The sequence below is a fragment of the Euzebya sp. genome, from assembly GCF_964222135.1.
Taxonomy (GTDB): domain Bacteria; phylum Actinomycetota; class Nitriliruptoria; order Euzebyales; family Euzebyaceae; genus Euzebya.
Genome location: NZ_CAXQBR010000029.1, coordinates 19,880 through 43,905, shown reverse-complemented (window position 1 = coordinate 43,905; position 24,026 = coordinate 19,880). Strand labels below are relative to the sequence as shown.

The 24,026-nt window shown below is 73.8% G+C and carries 22 protein-coding genes; 5 read left to right on the top strand and 17 right to left on the bottom strand.

Translation table 11 applies throughout. The features are described 5' to 3' along the window. Positions 1-67 precede the first annotated feature (67 nt). The 13 genes from ACEQ2X_RS07665 to hisD form a co-directional block, all read right to left on the bottom strand. Positions 68-877: an indole-3-glycerol phosphate synthase TrpC gene (locus ACEQ2X_RS07665; RefSeq protein WP_370325211.1), complete on the bottom strand. Its 810-nt coding sequence runs from the start codon at positions 875-877 to the stop codon at positions 68-70. 31 nt (positions 878-908) lie between these two features. Continuing rightward, entirely contained in the window at positions 909-1,883 is a 975-nt protein-coding gene (locus ACEQ2X_RS07660; protein WP_370325210.1) for a hypothetical protein, read from the bottom strand. Further along, positions 1,880-2,479 carry a hypothetical protein gene (locus ACEQ2X_RS07655; RefSeq protein WP_372530550.1) on the bottom strand — a complete coding sequence of 200 codons (600 nt, stop codon included), beginning with the start codon at positions 2,477-2,479 and terminating at the stop codon, positions 1,880-1,882. The genes ACEQ2X_RS07660 and ACEQ2X_RS07655 overlap by 4 nt, the downstream gene beginning before the upstream one ends. Before the next feature lie 11 nt (positions 2,480-2,490). Beyond that, positions 2,491-3,987: an anthranilate synthase component I gene (trpE, locus tag ACEQ2X_RS07650; RefSeq protein WP_370325208.1), complete on the bottom strand. Its 1,497-nt coding sequence runs from the start codon at positions 3,985-3,987 to the stop codon at positions 2,491-2,493. Further along, on the bottom strand, positions 3,984-4,334 hold the full coding sequence (hisI, locus tag ACEQ2X_RS07645; RefSeq protein ID WP_370325207.1) for a phosphoribosyl-AMP cyclohydrolase: 351 nt from the start codon (positions 4,332-4,334) through the stop codon (positions 3,984-3,986). Before hisI ends, trpE begins: the two co-directional genes overlap by 4 nt. 95 nt (positions 4,335-4,429) lie before the next feature. Further along, positions 4,430-5,632 carry a TlpA family protein disulfide reductase gene (locus ACEQ2X_RS07640; RefSeq protein WP_370325205.1) on the bottom strand — a complete coding sequence of 401 codons (1,203 nt, stop codon included), beginning with the start codon at positions 5,630-5,632 and terminating at the stop codon, positions 4,430-4,432. 14 nt (positions 5,633-5,646) lie between these two features. Beyond that, positions 5,647-6,693, bottom strand: coding sequence for an LLM class flavin-dependent oxidoreductase (locus ACEQ2X_RS07635; protein ID WP_370325204.1), 1,047 nt, complete (start codon positions 6,691-6,693; stop codon positions 5,647-5,649). Positions 6,694-6,942: 249 nt separating this feature from the next. Continuing rightward, positions 6,943-7,725 carry an imidazole glycerol phosphate synthase subunit HisF gene (hisF, locus tag ACEQ2X_RS07630; RefSeq protein ID WP_370325203.1) on the bottom strand — a complete coding sequence of 261 codons (783 nt, stop codon included), beginning with the start codon at positions 7,723-7,725 and terminating at the stop codon, positions 6,943-6,945. Then, positions 7,718-8,443, bottom strand: a complete 726-nt coding sequence (hisA, locus tag ACEQ2X_RS07625; protein ID WP_370325202.1) for a 1-(5-phosphoribosyl)-5-[(5-phosphoribosylamino)methylideneamino]imidazole-4-carboxamide isomerase — start codon at positions 8,441-8,443, stop codon at positions 7,718-7,720. Before hisA ends, hisF begins: the two co-directional genes overlap by 8 nt. A 30-nt stretch (positions 8,444-8,473) precedes the next feature. Continuing rightward, the gene (hisH, locus tag ACEQ2X_RS07620; protein WP_370325201.1) at positions 8,474-9,136 is read right to left on the bottom strand and encodes an imidazole glycerol phosphate synthase subunit HisH; all 663 of its coding nucleotides are present in this window, start codon (positions 9,134-9,136) and stop codon (positions 8,474-8,476) included. 74 nt (positions 9,137-9,210) lie between these two features. Next, complete coding sequence (gene hisB / locus ACEQ2X_RS07615) at positions 9,211-9,801, bottom strand: imidazoleglycerol-phosphate dehydratase HisB (RefSeq protein WP_370325200.1); 591 nt, start codon at positions 9,799-9,801, stop codon at positions 9,211-9,213. Beyond that, positions 9,801-10,898 carry a histidinol-phosphate transaminase gene (gene hisC, locus ACEQ2X_RS07610; RefSeq protein ID WP_370325199.1) on the bottom strand — a complete coding sequence of 366 codons (1,098 nt, stop codon included), beginning with the start codon at positions 10,896-10,898 and terminating at the stop codon, positions 9,801-9,803. Before hisC ends, hisB begins: the two co-directional genes overlap by 1 nt. After that, positions 10,882-12,207, bottom strand: coding sequence for a histidinol dehydrogenase (gene hisD / locus ACEQ2X_RS07605; RefSeq protein ID WP_370325198.1), 1,326 nt, complete (start codon positions 12,205-12,207; stop codon positions 10,882-10,884). The genes hisC and hisD overlap by 17 nt, the downstream gene beginning before the upstream one ends. Positions 12,208-12,298: 91 nt before the next feature. On the opposite strand from hisD, the gene ACEQ2X_RS07600 reads away from it, so the two are divergent. Beyond that, a complete protein-coding gene (locus ACEQ2X_RS07600) occupies positions 12,299-12,982 on the top strand; it encodes an LON peptidase substrate-binding domain-containing protein (RefSeq protein ID WP_370325197.1) in 684 nt (227 codons plus the stop codon). Between the two features lies 1 nt (position 12,983). Next, positions 12,984-13,580: a DNA-3-methyladenine glycosylase I gene (locus tag ACEQ2X_RS07595; RefSeq protein WP_370325196.1), complete on the top strand. Its 597-nt coding sequence runs from the start codon at positions 12,984-12,986 to the stop codon at positions 13,578-13,580. 10 nt (positions 13,581-13,590) lie between these two features. Here the strand turns inward: ACEQ2X_RS07595 and ACEQ2X_RS07590 are convergent, their stop codons facing one another. After that, positions 13,591-14,352, bottom strand: coding sequence for an ATP-binding protein (locus tag ACEQ2X_RS07590; protein ID WP_370325195.1), 762 nt, complete (start codon positions 14,350-14,352; stop codon positions 13,591-13,593). 429 nt (positions 14,353-14,781) lie between these two features. Between ACEQ2X_RS07590 and ACEQ2X_RS07585 the strand changes: the two genes are divergently transcribed. Further along, positions 14,782-15,075: a hypothetical protein gene (locus ACEQ2X_RS07585; RefSeq protein ID WP_370325194.1), complete on the top strand. Its 294-nt coding sequence runs from the start codon at positions 14,782-14,784 to the stop codon at positions 15,073-15,075. A gap of 140 nt (positions 15,076-15,215) precedes the next feature. Beyond that, positions 15,216-17,825, top strand: a complete 2,610-nt coding sequence (locus ACEQ2X_RS07580) for a cell wall-binding repeat-containing protein (protein WP_370325193.1) — start codon at positions 15,216-15,218, stop codon at positions 17,823-17,825. 3 nt (positions 17,826-17,828) lie between these two features. Here ACEQ2X_RS07580 and ACEQ2X_RS07575 read toward each other — a convergent pair whose 3' ends face one another. Both ACEQ2X_RS07575 and dnaE read right to left on the bottom strand, forming a co-directional pair. Beyond that, entirely contained in the window at positions 17,829-19,208 is a 1,380-nt protein-coding gene (locus ACEQ2X_RS07575; protein ID WP_370325192.1) for a hypothetical protein, read from the bottom strand. Positions 19,209-19,324: 116 nt separating this feature from the next. Next, positions 19,325-22,810 (bottom strand): DNA polymerase III subunit alpha, encoded by a 3,486-nt coding sequence (gene dnaE / locus ACEQ2X_RS07570; RefSeq protein WP_370325191.1) that lies wholly within the window; start codon positions 22,808-22,810, stop codon positions 19,325-19,327. A gap of 251 nt (positions 22,811-23,061) precedes the next feature. On the opposite strand from dnaE, the gene ACEQ2X_RS07565 reads away from it, so the two are divergent. After that, positions 23,062-23,400 (top strand): putative quinol monooxygenase, encoded by a 339-nt coding sequence (locus ACEQ2X_RS07565; RefSeq protein WP_370325190.1) that lies wholly within the window; start codon positions 23,062-23,064, stop codon positions 23,398-23,400. A gap of 6 nt (positions 23,401-23,406) precedes the next feature. Here ACEQ2X_RS07565 and ACEQ2X_RS07560 read toward each other — a convergent pair whose 3' ends face one another. Beyond that, complete coding sequence (locus ACEQ2X_RS07560; protein WP_370325189.1) at positions 23,407-23,862, bottom strand: VOC family protein; 456 nt, start codon at positions 23,860-23,862, stop codon at positions 23,407-23,409. Positions 23,863-24,026 lie beyond the last annotated feature (164 nt).

Sequence of the window (24,026 nt, the reverse complement as noted above, 5' to 3'; positions counted from 1 at the left end):
GGGTCCTTGCTCGGGTGCGGCGCCCACCGTACGCGGTGGCCAGGCGGGGTGTGTCGGGCTGAGGTGGTCAGTGGCCGGTCAGGGCCCGGACGGCGGCCTCGGGGTCCGCGGCGGTCGCGACGTGCTCGCCGACCAGGACCGCGTCGGCGCCGACGGCCGCGTACTCGCCGACGTCGGCAGGGCCGGCGACGCCGCTCTCGGCGACCAGCAGCGCCCCGTCGGGCAGGTCGACGGCAGCCCGGACGCGGGCGACGTGGGCGCGGTCGACGGTGAGGGTCGTGAGGTCGCGGGCGTTGACGCCGAGCACCAGGCGCCGGCCGGTCTCGGCCCGGTCGTGGGCGGTGGCGGCGCGGGCGACCTCGTCGGCGGTGTGGGCCTCGACGAGGCAGTCCAGGTCCGCCTCGGCCGCGACGCCCATCAGCTCGACGAGCGCGTCGTCGTCGAGCGCCGCGACGATCAGCAGCACCGCCGCCGCGCCGGCCGCCCTCGCCTGCCAGACCTGGTAGGGGTCGACGGTGAAGTCCTTGCGCAGGACCGGCAGCGCGACGGTCGCGGTGACGGCGCGCAGGTCGTCGAGGGATCCCTCGAAGTGGACCGGTTCGGTGAGGACGCTGATGGCCGCGGCACCGCCGGCGGCGTACGCGCTCGCGAGGCGCGCCGGATCGGGGATCTCCGCCATGTGCCCGCGGGAGGGGCTGGCCCGCTTCACCTCGCAGATCAGCTGGACGCCGGGTGCGGCGAGACCGGTGGCGAACCCGGGCGGTGGCGGGACCTCGCGGGCGCGGGCGATCAGCTCGTCGAGGGGCTCGCGGGCGGCGTCGGCGGCCACACGGTCGTGCGCCTCGTCGCAGACCCGGTGGAGGAAGCTCGCGCTCACAGCCCGGCCTGTCCGACGACCACTCGCACGCTCATCGGGCCACCACCGCGTCGGGGTCGACGACGTCGTGGGCCCCTACGACATCGAGGAGGACGCCCTCGCGGAGCCCCCAGTCGCACAGCGTGATCGCCGCCAGGCCGAAGGCCTCCATGGCCGCCAGGACGGCCACGCCGGCGCCGGGCAGCAGGTCGGCGCGCTTCGGGGACACGCCGGGCAGGTCCATCCGCTCGTGGACGTCGACGCTGCACAGCCGCGAGTAGGCGACCTCGAGCTGCTCGCGGCTGACCATCAGGCCCCGCACCTTCGCGGGCGCCGAGCCCCCGGCGAGGATCAGCCCCAGCCGGCCGAGGTCGCGGATCGTCCCGGCGGTGCCGATCGCCGTCAGGGGTGCCGACGGGTCGCTCCGGTGCGTCAGGATGCGTTCCGCGGCGGGGACCAGCAGGTCCATGGCGTGGCTGTGGAGGGCGGCCTGCTCCACCAGCCGGGGCGGGTCGGAGACCCGGTCGACGAGGACCGCACCGCCGAGCGGGAGGGACGCGCCCGCGTCCATGCCGGCCGTGCCGCCGAGGGCGATCTCGAGCGACCCGCCGCCGAGGTCGAGGCCGAGCACCTGCGCCTCCGGGGCGAGGTTCAGTGCGGACGCCATCCCCTTCAGGCTCAGCATCCCCTCGTCCAGGCCGTCCAGCAGCTGGATCGGGGTGCCGTGCGCGGCGGCCATCTCGGCGATGAAGTCGGCACCGTCCTCGGCGGCGCGGAGCGCCTCGGTCCCGACCGCGACGATGCGGTCCGCACCCTCGCCGTCGGCGATGCGGACCAGCTCGTCGAACGCGTCGACGGCGCGCTGGTACGCCTCCGCGCCGAGCTTCCCCGTCCGGGCGACCGGCTCACCGAGCCGGATGGTCAGCTTGCGGGTCCGCACCCGCTTGATCCGACCCCGCGGTCGGGTGTCGGCCACCAGCAGGTGGAAGGAGTTCGAACCCAGGTCGAGGGCAGCCAGCCGGGTCACGCCCCCTCGCCCCCCGCACGGTCCTCGTCGGCCACGGCCAGGTCCCACTCGTCGTCGTCGGTCACCTCTGCGCGCACCCCCTCGACGGTATAGGCCGAGGGGGCCTCGTCGCGACCGGCCTCGTCGCGACCCACCGCCGACCGGGCCGCATGGGTCGGCGCGCGCCACGCGACCGCCGTCGCGACCACCACGACGGCCGCGGCCAGGCCGAAGGCACCGATGGCCGCCGAGCGGACGACCGGCGCGTCAGCCCCCTCCCCCGCCGGGTGCGGTGTGGTCCCGGACTGGGCGACCGCGACGGCTGCCAGGACGCCCACGGCCAGCGCTGCCGCCGACGCGATGCCGAGCGCGGCCCGCCGCCCGGCGGGACCCGCCGTCCGCTCGGCCAGCCCGGCCGCGGCCAGCGGCAACGAGGTGGCCAGCGCGACCACGGCGGCGGGGACGCTCGCAGGCGCCGCGGTCGCGCCGGCGGTCTCGGCCACCGTCGGCGGGAGCTCGGCGCCCTCGACCTCCACCGCAGGCGCCTCGGCGCTGAGCCACGTCGCCGTCGCCGTGCCCAGCATGGCCAGCCCGGCGATGACGACCGCGATGGCCAAGGTGCCCGGCCTCATCCGTCGTCCCGCGCCCACGCCTCCGCCGCGCGGACGGCCGACAGCAGGGCCATGGCCTTGTTGCGGGTCTCCTCGTGCTCGGTGCGCGGGACGCTGTCGGCGACGACGCCGGCGCCCGCCTGCACGTACGCCTTGCCGCCGTGGAACACGAGGGTCCTGATGGCGATGCACAGGTCGGCGTTGCCGGCCGTGTCGAGGTAGCCGATGCCCCCGCCGTAGATGCCGCGCCGGGTCGGCTCGAGGTCGTCGATGATCTCCATCGCCCGGACCTTCGGCGCGCCGGACAGCGTGCCCGCGGGGAACGTCGCCCGGATGACGTCGACCGGGCCCATGCCCTCGCGGACGCGGCCGCTGACGCGGCTGATGATGTGCATGATGTGGCTGTAGCGCACGACCGACATCAGGTCGTCGACGGTGACCGACCCGATCTCGGAGATCCGCCCCAGGTCGTTGCGGGCCAGGTCGACGAGCATCACGTGCTCGGCGCGCTCCTTCTCGTCGGCCAGCAGGTCGCGTTCGAGGGCCAGATCCTCCGCCTCGGTGGCGCCACGCGGTCGCGATCCGGCGATGGGCCAGATCTCCGCGGTGCCGTCGCGCACGGTCACCAGCGCCTCCGGCGACGACCCGACGATCTGGATGTCGCCGTAGTCGAAGCAGTACATGTACGGCGAGGGGTTGATGACGCGCAGGACCCGGTGGACCGCGAGGGGGTCCACGTCGGTGGTGACGCTGAAGCGCTGCGAGGGGACGACCTGGAACGCGTCGCCGGCGCGGATGTGGGACTTGGCGGCCTCGACGGCGGCCTCGTAGTCCGCCGGCGCCATGTTCGCCTCGGCGTCCTCGACCCGGGTGGGGCGGGGCGGCGGGATGACCGGGGCGGCGACGGGGGCGGCGAGGGAGGCGACGAGGGCCTGGCTCGCGTCGACCGCCTGCTGGTAGGCCGACTCGGGGCGGTCGCCGGGGAGCGTGTTCGTCACGACGACGAGGCGCTGGCGCAGGTGGTCGAAGGCCACCAGCTGACCCGGCAGGACCAGGCGGGCGTCGTCCAGCCCCAGGTCGTCGACGGTGTCGTCGGGCAGGTCCTCGATGAACCGGACGACGTCCCAGCCGAGGTAGCCGACGAGGCCGGCGTACAGCGGCGGGAGGCCGTCGAGCTCAGGTGCGGTCAGCCAGCCGAGGAGCGCCTCCGCGGTGGCCAGCGGGTCACCGGTGGCCGCGGCGTCGGAGACGGCTGGGGGTACGTCGCCGGTCACGGTGACCGCGCCGGCCCGGGCGCGCAGCTCGATCAGCGGCGACAGGCCGATGAAGGAGTACCGACCCCACCGCTCACCGTGCTCGACGGACTCGAGCAGGAAGGACCCGGGTGCGCGCAGACGGCCGAAGACGCTGACGGGGGTGGAGAGGTCGGCCAGCACCTCCCGGACGACGGGCACCAGCACGTGGTCGGCCGCCAGCTCGCGGTAGGTGGCCAGATCGGGCGTGTGGGTGCTCACGAGCGGGGCTGGACGTCGACCAGCGGGGTGAAGCACGTCCGCGCGCCGGTGTGGCAGGCGACCCCGTCGGGACCCTGGTCGACCTCGATCAGCAGGACGTCGCCGTCGCAGTCGAGGTGGATCGACCTGACGTCCTGGGTGTTGCCGGACGTCGCGCCCTTGTGCCAGCGCTCGCCGCGGGAGCGGGACCAGAAGACCGTCTGGCCGAGCGCGATCGTCTCGGCCAGGGTCTCGGGGGTCATCCACGCCATCATCAGCACCTCCCCGCTGTCGTGCTGCTGCACGATCGCGGGGATGAGCCCCTCGTCGGTGAGGGTCAGGCGGGCGGCCAGGGTCTCGGCGTCCATCGGCGGCGATCGTAGGCGGTGGCCGCCGGGGTGTCCGATGGGGTGTCCGACGAGGTGTCCGACGACGGGTGTGGGCGGTGGCCCACCGGTGCGGGTCAGCCCGCGCGGGCGATCGCGCTCGCGAGGGAACCGGCGTCGACCCCGCCGACGATCCGGTCGACGACCTGGCCGGAGGCGTCCAGCACCACCGTCGTGGGCAACCCCACCTGGCCGAGCGCCGCGGCGGCTCCGCCGTCCACCACCGTGGGGAAGGGCAGGTCGTAGCGGTCGACGAAGGCCTGTGCCGTCTCGGGCCGGTCGTCGACCAGCACGCCCAGCACGGTCGCCCGGTCCCCGAGGGCCCTGGCCGCCCTGGCGAGCGCGGGGGCCTCGGCGTGGCACGGCGGGCACCACGACGCCCACAGGTTGACCACGACGGGCCGGTCGCTCCCGGCGAGGTGGCCCTCGAGCTCGTCGGCTCCCCACACCGGGGGGTCCGCCGGGCCCCCGTCGGCGACCAGCGCCCCCTCGAGCGACGGGTCCACCGCGCCGGACGGGACGGTCGCCGGTGCGGCCCCGGTCAGGGTGCCGACGACGAGGGTGAGCGCCACCACGCCGGCGACCGCGCCGCCGCGGGTCAGGGCCGTGCGGGACGGGCGTCGGGTCGCCGCGACCGCGGCGATCAGCGCCACCAGACCCATCAGCACGTCGAGGTCGCGGTCGACGGTGGCCAGCGACGGCCGGAGCGCGTCCCCGACGAGGTCCACGGCCGCGAGCGAGGCGACCAGCCACGCGCCCAGCCCCGCCGGGTCGCGACGGTGCCGGCGGCGGGCGACGGCCAGCAGCGCGGCGAGGACCACGGCCTCGAGCAGGCCAACCGGGACCGCGGTCGACGGATGACCCGGCCAGGGCAGACCGAGCGGGACCGGGGCGGAGATCCCCACCACCTCGTCCCGGACGACGGCGGACGCGGCCCACGCCACCACGCCCGCCCACGTCGCGACGACCGCCGTCGTGGCGACCGCCGGGTCCTCGGCGCGCCGCAGCCGCCGCGCACCCACGGCCAAGGCGACCAGCAGCGCGACGGGGAACGACATGCCGGCCGTGACCGTCAGCCAGGCGGTCGGGGGCGGGATCGTGCCGGTCAGCAGCGCGTCCCGCACCAGCACCGCCGCGCGCGCGGCCACGAGCGCGGGCAGCCCGACCGCGGCCACCAGGTCGGCGACCGGGCCCACGGCCCCACCGCGGCGGTGCGCGACCACCGCGCCGACGGCGACCGCCACCACGACGGACGCGACGAGCTCCCAGGGGATGACCACGGCGTGGCGGGCGCTCAGGCGGCCGCGCGCCCCTCGGCCAGCCCGGCGGCCTCTGCCAGCAGTGCGTAGCTGCGCCGGTGGGCCTCGGGGTCCCACACGTGGCCGGCGATCATCAGCTCGTCCGCGGCGGTGCGCTCGCGGACGGCCCGCAGCCCGGCGATGACCTGATCGGGGTCCCCGACGACCCACGAGGCCATCACGGCGTCGGCGGCGGCCCGCTCGTGGTCGGCCCACTCGTGGGCCTCGGCCTCCTCGACGCTGGGGAGGGGTCGGAGGTCGCCGTTGCGCAGCCGGACCATGGACAGCGCACCGGAGAGCGCCATCCGGCGGGCCTCGGCCTCGGTGTCGGCGCAGATCGTCGACACCGCGACCATCGCGTAGGGCGTGGAGAGGTCGGCGGACGGCTGGAACCGCTCGCGGTACAGCGCCAGCGCCTCGTCCACGTGGGTCGGGGCGAAGTGGTACGCGAACGCGAAGCGCTGCCCCAGCAGAGCCGCGACCTGGGCGGAGAACGTGGAGGAGCCGAGCAGCCAGACCGGCGGCCGCAGGCCGGCGCCGGGGACGGACTGCATCCCCTCGAGGTGGTGCCCGCGCGGGAAGTCCCCGTCGAAGAACGCCATCAGCTCCTGCACCTCGGCGACGAAGTTCTCGCCCTGCGGCGCCTGGTGGTCACGGCGCAGCGCCCACGCGGTGCGCGGGTCCGTGCCGGGCGCCCGCCCGAGGCCCAGGTCGATCCGGCCCGGGTGGAAGGCCTCGAGCGTGGCGAACCGCTCGGCGACGACCAGGGGCGCGTGGTTGGGCAGCATGATCCCGCCGGCGCCCACGCGGATCGTCGACGTGGCCTGCGCGAGGTGGGCCATCACGACGTCGGTGGCCGAGGAGGCGACGGCGGGCATGCCGTGGTGCTCGGCCACCCAGATGCGGCCGTAGCCCAACCCCTCCACGTGTCGGGCGAGGGTGACGGAGCGCTGCAGGGCCTCCCGCTCGCTCGAGCCGCTGGCCACGGTGGCCAGGTCGAGCACGCTGAGGGGGACGCCGAGGACGGTGGAGGGTGCGGTCATGGCTTCGTCGAACGCGGACGGACCGGCGGGTGTTCCGAGTGGCGACGTCGCGCCCCCTCCCCCGGATGGATTCGACACCGTCGGTGGATGGAATCCACACCGTCGGCCGCCGGAAGGGGTCCACTCACCCCACGGTGGTGCTCAGCGGTCAACTCTGACCACATGCGGGAGAGGGTTTGGGTCACGGAGATGTCGATTCCATCCCCCGTGACCCCCTGGAGATGTCGATTCCATCCGGTCCATCGGGGTTCAGCGGCGGACCGGGAGGCCAGCGGCGGCCATCCCCGCCTTGACCTCGCCGACGCTCAGCTCGCCGAAGTGGAAGATCGAGGCGGCGAGCACGGCCGAGGCGCGGCCGAGGGTGACCCCCTCGACCATGTGCTCGATCGTGCCCGCGCCCCCCGACGCGATCACCGGGACGGGCACGGCGGCGTCGACGGCGGCGAGCATCTCGACGTCGAAGCCCCGCTTCGAGCCGTCGCGGTCCATCGAGGTGAGGAGGATCTCACCCGCCCCACGGCGTGCGCACTCGGCGGCCCAGTCGACCGCGTCGATGCCGGTCGGTCGCCGCCCGCCGTGGGTGAACACCTCCCACCCCGCCGCCGGGTCGTCCGCGTCCCGGCGACGGGCGTCGATGGCGCTGACCACGCACTGGCTGCCGAACGCGTCGGCGATCTCGCTCAGCACCTCGGGGCGGGCGATCGCGGCGGAGTTGACCGACGTCTTGTCGGCCCCGGCCCGCAGGAGCCGGCGGGCGTCGGCGACGCTGCGGACCCCTCCCCCGACGGTGAGGGGGATGAAGACCTGCTCGGCGGTGACCCGCACGACGTCGTAGATCGTGTCGCGGTCGTCCGACGACGCGGTGATGTCGAGGAAGACCAGCTCGTCCGCGCCCTCGGCGTCGTAGAGCCGCGCCAGCTCGACGGGGTCGCCGGCGTCGCGGAGGTCGACGAACTGCACGCCCTTCACGACCCGTCCCGCGTCGACGTCCAGGCAGGGGATGACGCGGACGGCGAGCCCGTCGTCAGCCACCCGTGGCCGCCAGGGCCTCGGACAACGTGAACGCCCCCGCGTAGAGGGCCTTGCCGACGATCGCGGCGTCGACCCGCTCGTGGCAGCCGGCCAACGTCCGGAGGTCGTCGAGGGACGACACCCCGCCGCTGGCCGTCACCGCCGCGGTGGTGGCGTCGGCCACCTCGCGGAGCCGCTCGACGTTCGGGCCGCTCAGCATCCCGTCGCGGGCGATGTCGGTGAACACGAACCGGGCGACGCCCATGTCGGTGAACAGCGCGAGCGCGTCGAACAGGTCGCCGGACTCGCTGGTCCAGCCGCGGGCCTTGAGGGTCCGCCCCTCGGCGTCCAGGCCGACGGCGACCTTGTCCCCGTGGGCGTCCAGCGCGGCCTGGACGAAGTCGGGCGCCTCGAGCGCCATCGTGCCGATCACCACCCGGGAGGCGCCGAACCCGATGGCGGCGTCGAGGTCCTCGATCGTGCGGATCCCGCCGCTCGCCTGCACCTGCACGCCGGTGGCGTCGACGATGTCGGCGACGATGTGGCGGTTGCGGGGCTCACCGGTGAACGCCGCGTCGAGGTCGACGACGTGGAGCCACTCCGCGCCGGCGTCGGCGAAGCGCTGCGCCGCGGCGACGGGGTCGGCGTCGTACACGGTCTCTGCGTCGGCGCGGCCCTGGGTCAGCCGGACGGCGCGGCCGTCCTTGATGTCGACGGCCGGGAAGAGCGTCAGGGTCATGGCGCGGAACGGTAGCGGCGCCGCCCGACGTCAGCCCAACCCGGCCGCGACCTCGTCGCGGAGGTTCTCGAGCAGGCGGCGGCCGACGTCGCCGGACTTCTCGGGGTGGAACTGGGTGGCGACGACGCTGCCCTCGCGGGCGATCGCGGGGATGGCCAGGCCGTAGCGCGACTCGGCGATGACGTGGGCGTGCGCGCGGGGGTCGGCGTAGTAGGAGTGCACGTAGTAGACCCGCTCGCCCGCGACGCCGTCGAGCAGTGGGTCGTCGGTCGTGGGCACCACCACGTTCCAGCCCATGTGCGGCACCCGCTGGGCCGTGCCGTCCGGGGCGCTGGCGGGGATCCGGCGGACCCAACCGGGCAGGAACCCGAACCCCGGCACCTGCGCGTCCTCGTCGGAGCCCTCGTACATGATCTGCATGCCCACGCAGACGCCGAGGACGGCGCGGCCCTCGGCCACCCGGTCGCGGATGAGGGGCGCGAACCCGGCGGCGTCGAACTGGCGGACGCACTGGCCGAAGTGCCCGACGCCGGGGACGACCACGAGGTCGGCGTCGGCGGCGACGCGCGCGTCGTCGGTCACGAACGCGTCGAAGCCCGCCCGCTGCAGGGACTTCTCGGCGCTGCGGAGGTTGCCCGCCTCGTAGTCGAGCACGGCCGCGGACGGCGCCCGCCCCTCCCCAGGCCCCTCCACGACCCCGGGATCGCGCCGATCCTCGGCGTCAGCCGAGGGAGGCCCCGATCGCGCCGACGGTCGCCGCCCGCCGCTCACTGCAGGGAGCCCTTCGTCGAGGGGACCGCCGTGCCGGGGGCGGTGACCGCGACGGCGCGGCGCAGCGCGACGGCGAAGGACTTGAACACCGACTCGAAGACGTGGTGGGTGTTGCCGCCCTCGAGCAGCGTGACGTGCAGGGTCATGCGGCTGTTGGCGATCACCGACTCGAAGAAGTGCTTGACCAGCGACGTCTCGAACGTGCCGATCACGTCGAGGGCGACCGGGACGTCCCAGACCAGGTACGGCCGGCCGGCGAGGTCGACGGCGGTGCGGGTGAGGCACTCGTCGATGGGGACCGTGGCGTCACCGAACCGCTCGACGCCGGCGCGGTCGCCCCACGCCTCCGCGAGGGCCTGGCCGAGGGCGATGCCGACGTCCTCGACGGTGTGGTGGTCGTCGATCTCGGTGTCCCCGTCGGCGTGGACGGTCAGGTCGAGCCGTCCGTGTCGGCCCAGCTGGTCCAGCATGTGGTCGAAGAAGGGGACGCCGGTGGCGATGTCGGTCGTGCCGGTCCCGTCGAGGTCGACCTCGACGGTGATCGTCGTCTCCTTCGTCGTGTGGTCGATGCGGGCGGCGCGGGTCATCACAGGCACTCCTGCAGGGCGGTGAGGAAGCGGTCGTTCTCCTCGGGCGTGCCCACGCTGACGCGGAGGCAGCCCTCCAGCCGGGGCTTGGTCGAGAAGTCGCGGACCAGGATGCCCGCCTCCAGCAACCGCGCGAAGACCCCCCGCGCGTCGGGCACGCGGAACAGCAGGAAGTTGCCGGCCGACTCCCACACCGTGACCGGCGCCAGGGACGACAGGGCCTCGTGCAGCCGCTGGCGCTCGTCGACGAGCACGGCGATGTGGGCGGTCACCTCGTCGGCCAGGTCGAGGGCGACCAGCCCGGCGGTCTGGGTGATCGTGTCCAGGTGGTAGGGCAGCCGGACCTTCAGCAGGTCGGCCACCACCCAGTCGTGGGCGAGCAGGTAGCCCAGCCGCAACCCGGCCATGCGCCAGGCCTTCGAGAAGGTCCGCACCACGACGAGCCGGTCGAGGGAGTCGAGCAGCGCACGTCCCTGCCCGGGGTCGTCGGACAGCTCGACGTAGGCCTCGTCGAGCACCACCAGCCCCTCCGAGGCGTCGTGCAGCGCCCGCACCGCGTCAGGGGCGACGGGGATCCCCGTCGGGTTGTTCGGCGAGGCCACGCAGATCAGCTCGGGCCGGTTCGCCGCCACGGCCGCGGCCGCCACGTCCGGGGTCAGGCGCAGGTCGTCGTCGAGGTCCGCGGTGACCACGCCGGTGCCCGTCACCGTCGCGAGCAGCGGGTGGGCGGAGTAGCCGGGCTGGAACAGCAGCACCGAGCGCCCCGCGCCGCCGTAGGTGGCGAACAGCTGGCTGAGGACCTCGTTGGACCCGTTCGCCGCCCACACCCGGTCGACGGCCAACCCCTCCCGGTCGGCCAGCGCCGTCCGCAGCGCGACGGCGTCCCGGTCGGGGTAGCGGTGCAGCGGCAGCCCCTCGGCGATCTTCGCGGCCAGGGCGGCGTGGAAGGCCGGCGGCGGCGACCAGGGCGTCTCGTTGGTGTTGAGCAGGACCGGCACGTCGAGCTGCGGGGCGCCGTAGGGCTCGACGTCGCGCAGGTCGTCGCGGACCGCCGGGCGGGTCGCGGTGGACCCCGCCGGCTCAGAGGCGGCCGTCACGACGGGCCTCCAGGCGGGCCTCGAGGGACCGGACGTGGGCCGGCAGCGTCTCGGCCTGCCCGAGGGCGCGGACGACCGGGGCCATGCGGTCGAGGGCGTCTGCGCCGAACTCGACCCAGTTGATCGGGACCATGAAGTCCGCGGTGGACAGCCCACCGGTGAACCGGGCGGTCCCGCCGGTGGGCAGCGTGTGGTTCGGGCCGGCGCAGTAGTCGCCCAGCGCGGTGGGGGTCTGGACGCCGATGAAGACCGTGCCGGCGGTCACGACCCGCTCGGCGAGGCGGCGCGGCTCCCGGGTCTGGATCTCGAGGTGCTCGGGGGCGAAGGCGTCGGACACCTCGACGGCCTGGTCCAGGTCGTCGACCAGGATGATCGCGCCCTGCCCGCGCAGGGCGGCGGTGATGCGCTCGCGGTTCGGGGCGACCGCCACCTCGGCGGCGACGATCGGCGCGACCGCGTCGGCCAGCTCCAGCGACGGCGTCACCAGGATCGAGGTGACCAGGGGATCGTGCTCGGCCTGGGCGATCAAGCTCGTGGCGACGAGCGTCGGGTCGGCGGAGTCGTCGGCGATCAGCAGCACCTCGGTGACGCCCGCCATCGCGTCGATGCCGATCGTCCCGGCGGCCGCCGCCTGCAGCTTGGCCTCGGCGACGAAGGCGTTGCCCGGCCCGACGACCTTGTCGACCTTCGGCACCTGGGCGGTCCCGAACGCCATCGCGGCGATGGCCTGCGCGCCGCCGATGCGCATGACCCGGTCGACGCCGACGAGGTGCGCGGCGCCGAGGATGGTCGGGTTCGGCCGGCCGTCGCGGCCCGGCGGGGTGCACAGCACGATCTCACCCACCCCGGCCACCCGCGCCGGGACGGTCGTCATCAGCACGGTGGAGGGGTACGCGCCGAGCCCCCCGGGGACGTACAGCCCGACGCGACGGATCGGTGCGTGGCGGACGCCCATCTCCGCCCCGTGGTGGGTGCCCGACCAGTCCTGGGGCCTCGACCGGGTGTGGAACCACTCGACCTGCTCACGTGCCGTCTCGAGGGCCTCGCGCAGATCGGGGTCCATCCCGTCGAGCGCGGCCTTCAGGTCGGCCTCGTCGACGGCCCACTCCGTCCCCTCCCACCCGTCGAAGCGGGCGGTGTGCTCCGCGACGGCCTCGTCCCCCCGGGCGCGGACGTCGGCGAGGACGCCGGCGACCACGTCGCGGACGTCCGCCACCGCGTCCGGGGACGGGCGGGGCAGCCGGTCCGAGGGGTCGGTCCGGTCGCCCCGGAGGTCGATGCGACGCAGGTCGAGCGGTGCGGTGTCCACAGCGGTCGAGGGTAGCCGCCAGCCCTGCCGCGGCGGTCGATGGGGTGCCCGCCCGAGCGAACCACTTCGACGGCCACTAGCCTTGCGCTCCGTGGACCTCCCGCTCTTCCCGCTCCACCTGGTGCTCTACCCGGGTCGTCCGCTCCCCCTGCACCTCTTCGAGCAGCGGTACCGCCAGATGCTGCGGGACTGCCTGGACGGCGACGGCCGCTTCGGCGTGGTCGCCATCCGGGCCGGTCGGGAGGTCGGCATGGACTGGCGGGTGGCGGGCGATCCCTCGGGCGACGACGGGCACCTGCACGCGATGATCCACGAGGTGGGGACCATCACCGAGATCAAGACCGTCGCAGAGCGGCCGGACGGCCGCTTCGACATCATCACGCGCGGCGCCGAGCGCTTCCGCGTGCTCGAACCGCTGCACGACAAGCCGTACCTCCACGCGGTCGTCGAGCCGATCGACGACCCCCGCACCCCCGAGGACGACGCGGTCGCGGCCGAGCTCCGCGAGCTGCTCGTGCCCTACCTGAAGGGTCTCGGCGTGCCGGACGAGTTCTGCGACCGGCTGCCCGCGGACGCCTGCGAGCTGAGCTACCTCGCCTGCAGCGCCCTGCAGGTCGAGGTCGCCGCCCAGCAGCAGCTCCTCGAGCTGCCGACCCCCGCGGCCCGCATGGCCGAGGCGGCGCGGATCATCCGGCGGGAGTCGGGGATCATCAAGCACCTCGGCCTGGTCGGCTCCTTCCGCCCGCTCGGCCCCGGCGGGGCCCAGCTCAACTGACGTGGCGGTCGCGGACGGACTGGTCGTCGGCGATGACGGCCTCGCCCGCTGCTGGTGGCCCGGCGGGGATCCGGGCTACATCGCCTACCACGACACCGAGTGGGGCCGGCCGGTCCACGACGACGTGCGGCTGTACGAGAAGCTCTGCCTGGAGGGCTTCCAGTCCGGCCTCAGCTGGCTGACGATCCTCCGCAAGCGGGAGGCCTTCCGGTCCGCCTTCGCGGGGTTCGACCCGACGGTCGTGGCGGGCTTCGGCGACGCGGACGTCGACCGCCTGCTGGGCGACGCCGGGATCATCCGCCACCGCGGCAAGATCACCGCGGCGATCGCCAACGCCGGCGTGGTCCTCGACCTCGCGGAGGCGCACGGATCGTTCGCCTCGTTCGTGTGGGGCTTCGCCCCGGACGGTCCTCGATCTCGCCCCGCGACCCCGGCGGACGTGCCGGCGACCACGCCGGAGTCCACAGCCCTGGCCCGCGCCCTCAAGCGCGCCGGCGCCCGGTTCGTCGGCCCGACGACGGCGTACGCCTTCATGCAGGCGATGGGCCGGGTCGACGACCACCTGGTCGGCTGCCACGTGCCACCGGTCCGCGCCTGAGCGGCGCGGGTCAGGGGGTGGCCGGGAGGTGCACCCGGACGACGGTGCCCTCACCCGGGGTGGACTCGAGCTCGACGCGTCCGCCGAGGCGCTGCACCGCGGTGGTGACCAGGCCGAGGCCGATGCCGTTGCCGGGGTAGTCCTCGCGGGACTGCAGCCGCGTGAACAGGTCGAAGGCGCGGTCCTGGTCCTCCGGGGCGATCCCGATGCCCCGGTCGCGCACCTCGATCGTCCACGGGCCCTCGCCCGCGGTGGGGGTGCTGGCCGTCACCGACACCGACGCGGGCTCCCCGGCCGCGGTGTACAGCAGCGCGTTGTCGAGCAGGTGGCGCAGGACCGCGCGGAGGAGGACCTCGTCGGTGGTGACGACCGGCAGGTCACCGAGCTCGATGTGCGCGTCGACGCCGCGGCCGCCGTCGACGAGCTGCGCGACCACCTGCCGGGTGAGGTCCTCGAGGTCGACGGGGCCCGGCTCGACCTCGTGGCGGGCCGCACGGCTGTAGTCGAGCAGGGCGTCGATCATCGCCCCGAGCCGCGCGGCGCCGTCGAGGACGTAGCCGAGGTACATACGACCGGAGTCGTCCAGGCTGTCGGCGTGCCGCTGCTCGAGCAGGCGGGCGAAGCCCGTGACCGCCCGCAGCGGCTCCTTCAGGTCGTGGGAGGCCACGTACGCGAACCGCTCGAGCTGGCGGGTGGCGTCGGCCAGGTCCGCCTGCAGGCCCTCGACCTGTCGGGCCAGCGCCTCGATCTCCGGCTCCTCGTCGCTGCCCACTCGCGCTCCTCCCGCCCGATCCCCGCCGTCCTGGAGACCCCCACGGTGCCACACCGCGAGGGTCGTCCGCCCGGCCAGGGTCGACCTGGGGAGACGTGCTTGACATCGCCATCGGGGTCGTGCAGTGTCACCGGCCTGGCCTCAACCGGGCCATCACTCGATCAGGGAAGGAGGTACGAACTGATGCCTACGACGAACACCACCGCGATCCCGGCCGTCCGAGCTGCGGATCATCTCTGCGTCGTGATGTGCGGCTCGGCTGCGTACCTCCGCTCCGCGGCGTAGCCGCCACCTCCCTCCCCCTGACGACCGTCGGCGTCCGCTGAGGCGCTGACCGCTCCCCGCTCGATGGTGCGGGCCGTCCCCGGCCTGCTGCCGTCGGCTCCAGGTCCCCCCTGACCGAGTGACCCCGGTGGGGTCACGTGTGCGATGAAAGGCACTGCTGTGCACCCGATGATGATCGGTGAGCAGGCTCGCCTGCGAGGCATCGACCTCGCGCGTGAGGCTGCCGCCACCCGCTCCCACCCCCTGATACCGAGGCCTGCGGTCACCCGCGCGGGCTTCTGGTTCTCGATCCCGCCGCGCGAGCGGCTGCAGGCCCGCATCGCCGGTGCCCGCCTGCCCCAGCGGATCGGCCTCGCGTTCATCGCGCTGGGCCTCCGACTGGTCGACCCCGACACCCAGCTGGAACGGGCCACCCGGTCCGCGCCCGAGGGTGCATGACCCCAACCCGCGGTGTGTCGGGACGCCCGTCAACCCGACAGGTGTCCCGACACACCGGCCATCGCGCCCGCACGGACTAGTCCCGTCGTGCGCGGCGCATGGCCTCGGGCCGGCCCCCAGGGCAGCCGATCGATGGGACGATGTCCCGTCGCCACGCAGTCCCCGCCGTCCTCGCCGCGCTCCTCGTCCTGTCGACCGGTCTGTCGGCCGCACCCGCGGGGGCGGCGGTCGTCGACCCGCCGATCCCGAGCCTGACGACCGTCCCCGAGGCGCCGGACCACGCCAGCGAGCGCTTCGGCGACCCGTGGGACTTCGGGCAGGCCACCGACGTGCACACCTGGACCGGGGCGGTCATGCACGCCTCCCGCTTCGAGGTGGCCGGCGGGCAGCTGATCTGGGGCGCCGCCCAGCCGAGCCACTACTGGCAGATCTGGCCGGGCTACCCGGGCGGGTTGCGCCTGGGCCGTGAGGGCGCGGTGCACCCCGTCGACCCGACGCGCCACTCCCGGGTGAGCCTGCACCTGTACACCCCGATCCACATCGGCGGGGCGGTGTCGTTCCTCACCTGCGTCGACCTCGACGACCCGACGCCCGGCTGCAAGACCCAGTCGACGTTCATCGCCGACGAGGGCTGGCAGGTGCTGACCGTCCCGGTGCCGACCGACCGTCCCGTCTACGGCATGCACATCGACCTGCCGACCCAGACGCCTGCGGAGTTCCGCCTCGACTGGGTGCGCCTGCACGGCACGACCACCCCGATCGCGGTCACCCTCCCCCGCGGGCTGCCCGCGGACGCCGAGCTGGTCGTCGCCGACGCCGCCGGCCCCGCCGACGTGGACCGACCGGGGCGCTGGTCGCTCGGCCGCACCACCGAGCTGCCGGCCGTCGGCGCGGGCGTCCAGGTCGACCCGTCGGCCTGGCCACCGGGCACCTACCGACTGGGCCTCGCGGGCGCGGGCCTGCTGAGCGGCATGTCCGCCCCGATCACGGTGAGCCCCGCCCCGCAGGTGCAGATCCTCGACCCCGACATCACCGGCGGGGAGGACTTCGCCACCGCGGTGCGCGGCAACCCGTGGGACTTCTCCGACGCGGCGGACATCGAGGAGGTCGGGAACGCGAGCTGGGAGCTGCGGGACGGTGCGCTGCACGCCGTCAACGCGCCCGGCGGCCCGACCGGCCAGCTGGACCCGTACGTCATCCTGTCCCACCCCCCGCTCACGACCGACCGCTACCACCGGTTCACGATCACCACCCGCTACGAGGGCGCCTTCGACCTGCGCGACGCACCCGGCGGCGGGGCGCACGGCCGGATCGGCTGGATGCAGGCCGACGAACCGGTCCGCTGGCAGCAGACCGCCGAGCTGGTGCACTACCCCGGTCACGACACGATGACGGTCGTGATGGGCACCCAGGACCGGCGCGCGGTGATGGAGCACGACCTCGCCCAGCCCGGCTTCGGCACGTCCCTGCCGATCACCCGGCTGCGCTACGACCCGAACGAGGACCGGGGCGCACGGCGCTGGAGCATCGACCACATCGCGCTGCGCGCGGACGACGAGACCCGCGACGGACGGTTCACCGTCAGGCTGCGCGACGCCGCCGCCGTGCCCGGCACGACCGTGTCGCTGTTCGCCGACGTCGACGCCGCCGGCTTCGACGGCGTCCCGCTGGCCCTCGACGTGCCGGTCGGGCCCGACGGCGCCGTGGACGTGCCGATCGACACGCGCGGGCTGACGATCCGCACCGCCTGGATCCACGTCGAGGCGACGACGCCCGCCGGTGCCCGCCAGCGCGTGTACGCCACCGGGCCGTTGCAGGTCATCCCGGCGGGTCCGCCGCCGGCCGCCGACGTGGACCGGGTGTTCGGTGCCGAGCGGACCGAGACCGCCGCCGAGCTCGCCGAGCTGACCCACCCCGACGGCGCCGGCACCGTCGTCGTGGCCGCGGCCCACGCCTTCCCCGACGCCCTGTCCGCCGCACCGCTGGCCGCGGCGCTCGACGCGCCCGTCCTGCTGACCGCCACCGCGCAGCTGTCCCCCGCGACGGCGGCGGCGATCGACCGCCTCTCCCCCTCCGAGGTCGTGGTGCTCGGTGGCACCGCCGCGGTGTCCGACGCGGTCGTCGACGTCCTGCGCGGCGGTGGCCGCCAGGTCGAGCGCATCGGCGGGGTCAGCCGGTACGCGACCGCCGCAGCGGTCGCCGAGGCGCTGGACGCGGTGGTCCCCGGCCCGGCACGGCCGCCGGTCGTCGTGGACGCCGGCTCCTACGCCGACGCCCTCGCCGTCGCCCCCTGGGCCGCCGACGAGGGCCGTCCGCTGCTGCTGAGCGACGCCGGCGGGTTCACCGAGGAGGTCGCCGACCTGGTGGCCGACACGATCGCCGGCCTGCTCCAGCTCGGCGGGGACCCGGACCCGGTGACGATCGCGGGCCGCCTGGCCTCGGCGCCCGTCGCCGGCGTGGTGGGTGCCGCGGATCTGCTGTCGGCGCCGTCCCCGGCGGAGCTGGCGCTGGCGGCGACCGCCCGGCGGGAGATCCGCGATCGGGTGCTCATCGCCTCGGCCGACGACTTCCCCGACGCCCTCGCGGCCGGGGCGGCCGCCGCGTCGCTCGACGCCGCGCTGGTGCTCACGGGCCGGTCGGCTCCGCACCCGGCGACGCGCACGTGGCTGGCCGCCGCGGACCTCGATCCGCTGTTCGTGGGTGGCCCGGCCGCGATCTCCGACGCCGCGGCCGTGGCCACCATCCCGTAGGGGTCAGTACCCGCAGGTCAGCAGCGCGTCGGCGACCGAGTCGAAGCCGTAGACCTCGCTGCTCCAGGGGAAGACCTCGAACTGCGCGTCGATGATGTCGTAGCCGACGTCGACGCTCATCGTGACGGTGTAGCCGCCGTCGGCGTACGGCCCGTCCACGTAGGAGTCCATCGTCGGGCTGTAGCCGCAGGCGTACATGGCGCCCTCGGCGACGGCCAGCGCGTCCATCCACTCGTCGTCTGCGGGCTGGTCGGGTGTGGTGCCCCAGTAGGCGTCGACGTCGGCGGTCGGGTAGACGGTCTCGCACGGGATCCCGTTGCCGTCGGAGTCCATCCGGCTCGGCGTCCCCTCGAGGTACCAGTACTCGACGGCGTCGGCGTACCCGAAGCCGTACGCCGCGACGTCGCGGCACAGCAGGCCCGGGTCGAGGTCTGAGACCGTCCGGGGCGCCGCAGCCGGCGCGGGGGCAGGCGCAGGTGCAGGTGCAGGTGCGGGCGCCGGCGGGGCCTCAGGAGCGGTCTGGAAGGTGTTGATGACGCCAACCGCGGCCGCCACGTCAGCGGTCGTGGCCATCTGGACCTGGAGGGTGAACATCCGGCCGACCCCCTCGGCGGCGACGATGTGCAGCATCGCCGACCCGCTTGACCCGCAGTCGGCGTACAGGTTCGCCGCGCCCAGGTACCACCCGTCGTCGTAGTCGTAGGCCCTGGACTCGGCGCAGGCGCCATCGGCGTCGATGTCCTGGCCGAGGCGCTCGAGCACGCCCTCGACCGACCCGCTGGCCGGCGCGCCGGTCCACAGCTCGACGGTGAGGCCCGGCCCGGTCCAGCGGTCCAGGAAGTCCTCCAGGTCGGGGGCGGCCCAGATCGACGGGGTGGACACGCCGTCAACGGTGTTGAGGGCCATGTCGCGGTCCGCCCACGCGGTGGGGACCGCCACGGTGATCGCGCCGGAGGCGTCGACCACCCACTCCTCTCCGGCGTACGCGGCGGCGTCCGGCAGCGTCAGCCAGCTGAAGTCGATGCCGGCGGCGGTGACGTCCACGGCGGTGCCGTCGGCGGGGACGGCCGTGACGGCCGGCTTGTCGTCATCCGCCTCCTCGGCCTCAGCGGCCGGGGTCGAGGCCGGGGTCGGGGTCGGGGTGACCGCCTCTGTCGGCGGCGGTGTGGTCGTGGTGGCGACCTCCTCCTGCCCGTCGTCGCCGAGGAGCACCACCGCGGCGACGATCCCGCCGATCACGAGCACGACCGCGACGGCGATGATCGTCCACACGAGGGCGCTCGGGCCGCCGGGCTGCCGGGGACCGGGTCCGGCCGGCGGTGGAGGCTGGTACGACGGGTAGGGCGCCGGTGTCGGGGGTGAGGGCTGGTAGGTGCTCGACATGGTCACACCTCCTGGATGGGTCACGTGATCCCACCGACAGCGTGCGCCCGCACGCCCTGGTGACCAGTGCCGAAGGACCCTCCGGGTCCCCGGAGAGGTGTCCTGCTCGCGCCGGGCTAGCCGACGGCCTCGACGCCCAGGAGCATCTTCAGCTCGGCGAACAGGCCCTGGGTCCGCTTGATCGACAGGGCGTCGGGGACGGCCAGCTCGGTCGCCCGCCCGTGGCCGTTGGCGACGCGCAACCGGACGGGCACCGTGCCCTGGTGCTCGGTGAGGACCTCCCGCAGCCGGACGATCAGCTCCGGCGCGCACTGCCGGGGGTGGAGGTTGACGAGCAGCGGCGCGCCGGTCGCCTCGCTGAGGTCCGGGCGGCTGACGCGGTCGGCGATCACCTGGACGGAGTCGCGCCCGTCGTCGATCCGGCCCTGGACTACCAGGATCTCGTCCTCGACGAGCAGGTCGGCGTACCGCCCGTAGCAGGACGGGAAGAACATCACCTCGATGCCGCCCTGCAGGTCCTCGATCGTCCCGACGACGTAGGACTCGCCCTTCTTGGTGAACTTCTTCGTCACGCCCGTCAGCAGGCCGGCGATCGTCACGTCGGCCCCGCCCTTCATGACCTGCACCTGGGGCATCGGCGCGCTGGCGAGGTCCGCGAGGGCGCGCTCGAGGCCCATCAGCGGGTGGTCGGAGACGTACAGGCCGAGCATCTCCCGCTCTGCGGTCAGCTTCTCCTTGCGGTCGTACTCGAGGTCGGGGATGTCGATGCGGGTGTCCGCCGCGCCGTCGTCGTCGCCGCCGCCCAACCCGCCGAAGAGGTCGTACTGCCCCTCCTCCTCCTTCCGCTTGATCGCGATCGCGTTGTCGACGATCGGCTCGACCGCGACCTGCAGGCCGCGGCGGGTGTGGCCGAGGGACTCGAACGCGCCGGCCTTCACGAGCGACTCGATGGTGCGCTTGTTCAGCACGCTCATCGGGACCTTGTCGACGAAGTCGTGGAAGTCCGTGAACGCCCCCCTCGACCGTCGCGCGGCGATGATCTCGGCCACCACGCCCTCGCCGACGTTGCGGACCGCCGACAGGCCGAAGCGGATCTGACGGGGCCGGTCGCCCTCCGGGGTGACGACCGGCGCGAAGTCGCTGAGCGAGTCGTTGATGTCGGGGACGAGCACCTCGATGCCCATGACCCGGCAGCTGTGGAGGGCGGCGGGCAGCTTGTCCTTGTTGTTCTTGACGCTGGTCAGCAGCGCGGCCATGTACTCGACCGGGTAGTGCGCCTTCAGCCACGCGGTCTGGTAGGTCACCATCCCGTAGGCGGCGGAGTGGGACTTGTTGAACGCGTAGCTGGCGAAGCCCTCGATCTGGGCCCACAGGTCGACGCCGAGCTTCTTGTCGTAGCCCTGGTCGACCGTCCCGTCGATGAACTGCTCCTTGAGCGCGTCCATCTTGTCCTTGAGCTTCTTGCCGATCGCCTTCCGGATCATGTCGGCCTGGCCGAGGGAGAACCCGGCGATCTTCTGGGCGATCTTCTGGACCTGCTCCTGGTAGATCAGCAGGCCGTAGGACTCCTCGAGGATCTCGGTGACGTCCTCGTGGATGTACGTGACCGGCGCCAGGCCGTTCTTGCGGTTGGCGTACTCGACGTGCAGGTTCGCCGACATCGGCCCGGGCCGGTACAGCGCGCCCAGGGCGGTGATGTCCTCGAAGCGGTCGGGCTTCATCAGCTTGCAGAGCGACTTGTAGCCGGCGGACTCGAGCTGGAAGACCCCGTCGGTCTCGCCCCGGCTGATCAGCGCGTACGCCTCGGCGTCGTCGAGGGGCAGGTGGTCGATGTCGACGGTCTCACCGGTCGTCATCTCGATGTGGTCGAGCGCGTCGGAGATGATCGTCAGGTTCCGCAGGCCCAGGAAGTCCATCTTGAGCAGACCGAGATCCTCGACCTGCCGCCCGTCGTACTGGGTGACGACCTCGCCGTCCCCCTCCACCTGCAAGGTGGGCACGATGTCGGTGATCGGCTCGTCGGCGATGACCACGCCGGCGGCGTGGATCGAGTGCTGGCGGCGCAGCCCCTCCAGCCCGGCGGCGAGCTCGATCACCTTGCGGGCGTCGGGGTTGGTGTCGCGGGCCTCCTTCAGCTCCCCGGACTGCTCGAGGGCCTGGTCGAGAGGCGCCTCCTTGCCCTGCACCGCCGGCGGGAACATCTTGCAGAGCTTGTCGCCGAAGGAGTACGGCAGGCCGAGCACCCGGGTGGCGTCCTTGATCGCCTGCTTCGCCTTGATCGTCTGGAACGTCACGATCTGGGCGACGTGGTCCTGGCCGTACGTCTCCGCGGTGTAGCGGATCATCTCCCCGCGGCGGCGCTCGTCGAAGTCCATGTCGATGTCGGGCATCGAGATGCGCTCGGGGTTGAGGAACCGCTCGAACAGCAGGCCGTGGGCGATGGGGTCGAGGTCGGTGATGCCGGTGCAGTAGCTGACCGCGCAGCCGGCGGCCGACCCGCGACCCGGGCCGACGCGGATCCCGACCTCGCGGGCGTGCTCGATCAGGTCCGCGACGATCAGGAAGTAGGCGCTGAAGCCCATCTGCTCGATGACGCCGAGCTCGTACTCGATGCGGTCCCGGACCTCGTCGCGCAGCCCGTCGTAGCCGGTCGCGCGGTCCTCCTCGCCGTACCGGCGGACCGCCCCGACGCGCACCTTCTCACGGAGGTAGGACTTCTCGTCGTGCCCCTCGGGCGTGGGGAACTTCGGGAGGTGCATGGTGTCGAAGTCGAACTCGACGTTGCACCGCTCGGCGATGAGGAGGGTGTTCTTCCAGGTCTCGGGGTGGTCGGGGAACAGGGCCTGCATCTGCTCGGCCGGCTTCACCCAGAACTGGTCGTTGTGGAACTTGAACCGGTCCACGTCGGTCTTGAGCGCGCCGGTCTGCACGCACAGCAGCGCGTCGTGGGCGTCGTAGTCCGCCTGGTCGGTGTAGTGGGAGTCGTTGGTGACGACGAGGGGGACGTCGAGGTCCCGGCCGAGGCCGATCAGCCGGCCGTTGGTCCGGTGCTGCTCGGGGATGTCGTGGTCCTGCAGCTCGATGAAGTACCGGTCGCCGAAGACCTCCCGGTACCAGCCCACCGTGTCGCGGGCATCGACGTCGTTGCCGGCGAGGAGCTTCTGGTTGACCTCGCCGCCCAGGCACCCGGACAGCACGATCAGCCCCTCGGCGTGCTCCGCCAGCAGGTCGCGGTCGACACGCGGCTTGTACCAGTACCCCTCGGTGTAGGCCCGGGAGGTCAGCTTCATCAGGTTGCGGTAGCCGACCTGGTTCTCCGCCAGGACCGTCAGGTGGTAGTACCGCTTCCCCTCCACGGTCATGTCGGTGGTGTTCCGGCGGCTGCCGGGCGCGAGGTAGAGCTCGCAGCCGATGATCGGGTTGATCCCCCGCTTGGCCGCCTCGCGGTGGAAGTCGATGGCCCCGAACATGACCCCGTGGTCGGTCATCGCGACGGCGGGCATGCCCATCCGCTCGACCGCGTCCATCATCTCGCCGACGCGGCTCGCGCCGTCCAGCATCGAGTACTCGGTGTGGACGTGGAGGTGCGCGAAGTCGCCCATGTGGACTACCCCTTCAGCTTGCCGTGGGCGGGCGTCGGGAGGTGCGGTTCCGCGCGGTCACAGACCGGGAACTACACCGATGGAGTTCGTGGGGAAGAGGGTGTGCACGGTAGCGCCCGCCTCCGTCCGGGACAAGACCCAGCGGGGTCCGGCGGACGGGGCTGCTCGGTCGGGTCGGGCACCTGCAGAACCCTATCGGAGACGGCCGCTCGCGCCGTGGGGATCCCGTCTGGTGGGCCGCGCGTCGGGGAGTGGGCCGCGCGTCGGGGAGTGGGCCGCACGTCGGGGAGTGGGCCGCACGTCGGGGAGTGGTCTGTCACCTTCGTCTCGATCTGCGCAACGGAGCTGACAGACCTCCCCGACCGGCGCGCCCATCGGTCGTCCACGCCGCCCGGCAGGCGCCGGGCTGCGCCGACCTCGTCATCGCCGGCGACCCGGTCGAGCCCGACCGCATCTGGGTGTACGAGCGGTGGACGTCACCCGAGGCCCTCGACGCGTTCCGGGGCAGCGGCCCGTCGGCCGGACAGCGCGAGGTGATCCGCTCCGCTGCGGTGGCGGAGTACGCGATCGTGGGCGCACGCGGGCGGTGATCGCGGTCAGGTGACGCAGAACTCGGTGCCCTCGGGGTCCTGCAGCGTCACGCCGTAGTGCCCGACGACTCCGTCGTCCACGGGCACGCGGTGCAGGACCGTCGCGCCGAGCTCGACGAGCTCGGCGGCCCGGGCGGCGACCACCCGGACCCGCTCATCGATCGGCGTGCCCCTGCCACCGCTGACGAACAGGTCGAGGTGGAGCCGGTTCTTGACGACCTTGAGCTCGGGCACCTGCTGGAACCAGATCCGCGGTCCGCGACCGGTCGGGTCGACGAGCCGGTCCGCCCCGTCACCGATCGGGTCGAGCTCGGACTCCGGCACGCCCACCGACCGGTACCAGTCGTTCCAGGTCCCGTACCCAGCCGGCGGCGGGGCGACCTCGTAGCCGAGGGCGGCCGCCCAGAACACCACCATGCGGGAGGGGTCGGCGCAGTCGATGGTCAGCTGCCACTCGGTCATGCGCGCACAGTACCGGAGGGGGGTGACACCCCTTCGTCGAGCTACCAGGCCGGCGCGAGTCACCCGCGGGCGACGAACGGCCACCGATCAGCCCCGCCCCTCCCCCGCCAGGCGCCCACGGGCGAGAAGCGGGTCCGACGACGAACCCCGGCCGTCCACCGACC

Coding starts and splice junctions, on each gene's coding strand:
- hisB (WP_370325200.1), bottom strand. CDS start 9,801: ATGACCCGCGCCGCCCGCATCGACCACACGACGAAGGAGACGACGATC.
- ACEQ2X_RS07635 (WP_370325204.1), bottom strand. CDS start 6,693: ATGACCGCACCCTCCACCGTCCTCGGCGTCCCCCTCAGCGTGCTCGAC.
- ACEQ2X_RS07585 (WP_370325194.1), top strand. CDS start 14,782: ATGAAAGGCACTGCTGTGCACCCGATGATGATCGGTGAGCAGGCTCGC.
- ACEQ2X_RS07575 (WP_370325192.1), bottom strand. CDS start 19,208: ATGTCGAGCACCTACCAGCCCTCACCCCCGACACCGGCGCCCTACCCG.
- hisI (WP_370325207.1), bottom strand. CDS start 4,334: ATGGACGCCGAGACCCTGGCCGCCCGCCTGACCCTCACCGACGAGGGG.
- hisA (WP_370325202.1), bottom strand. CDS start 8,443: ATGACCCTGACGCTCTTCCCGGCCGTCGACATCAAGGACGGCCGCGCC.
- ACEQ2X_RS07560 (WP_370325189.1), bottom strand. CDS start 23,862: ATGACCGAGTGGCAGCTGACCATCGACTGCGCCGACCCCTCCCGCATG.
- dnaE (WP_370325191.1), bottom strand. CDS start 22,810: ATGGGCGACTTCGCGCACCTCCACGTCCACACCGAGTACTCGATGCTG.
- ACEQ2X_RS07580 (WP_370325193.1), top strand. CDS start 15,216: ATGTCCCGTCGCCACGCAGTCCCCGCCGTCCTCGCCGCGCTCCTCGTC.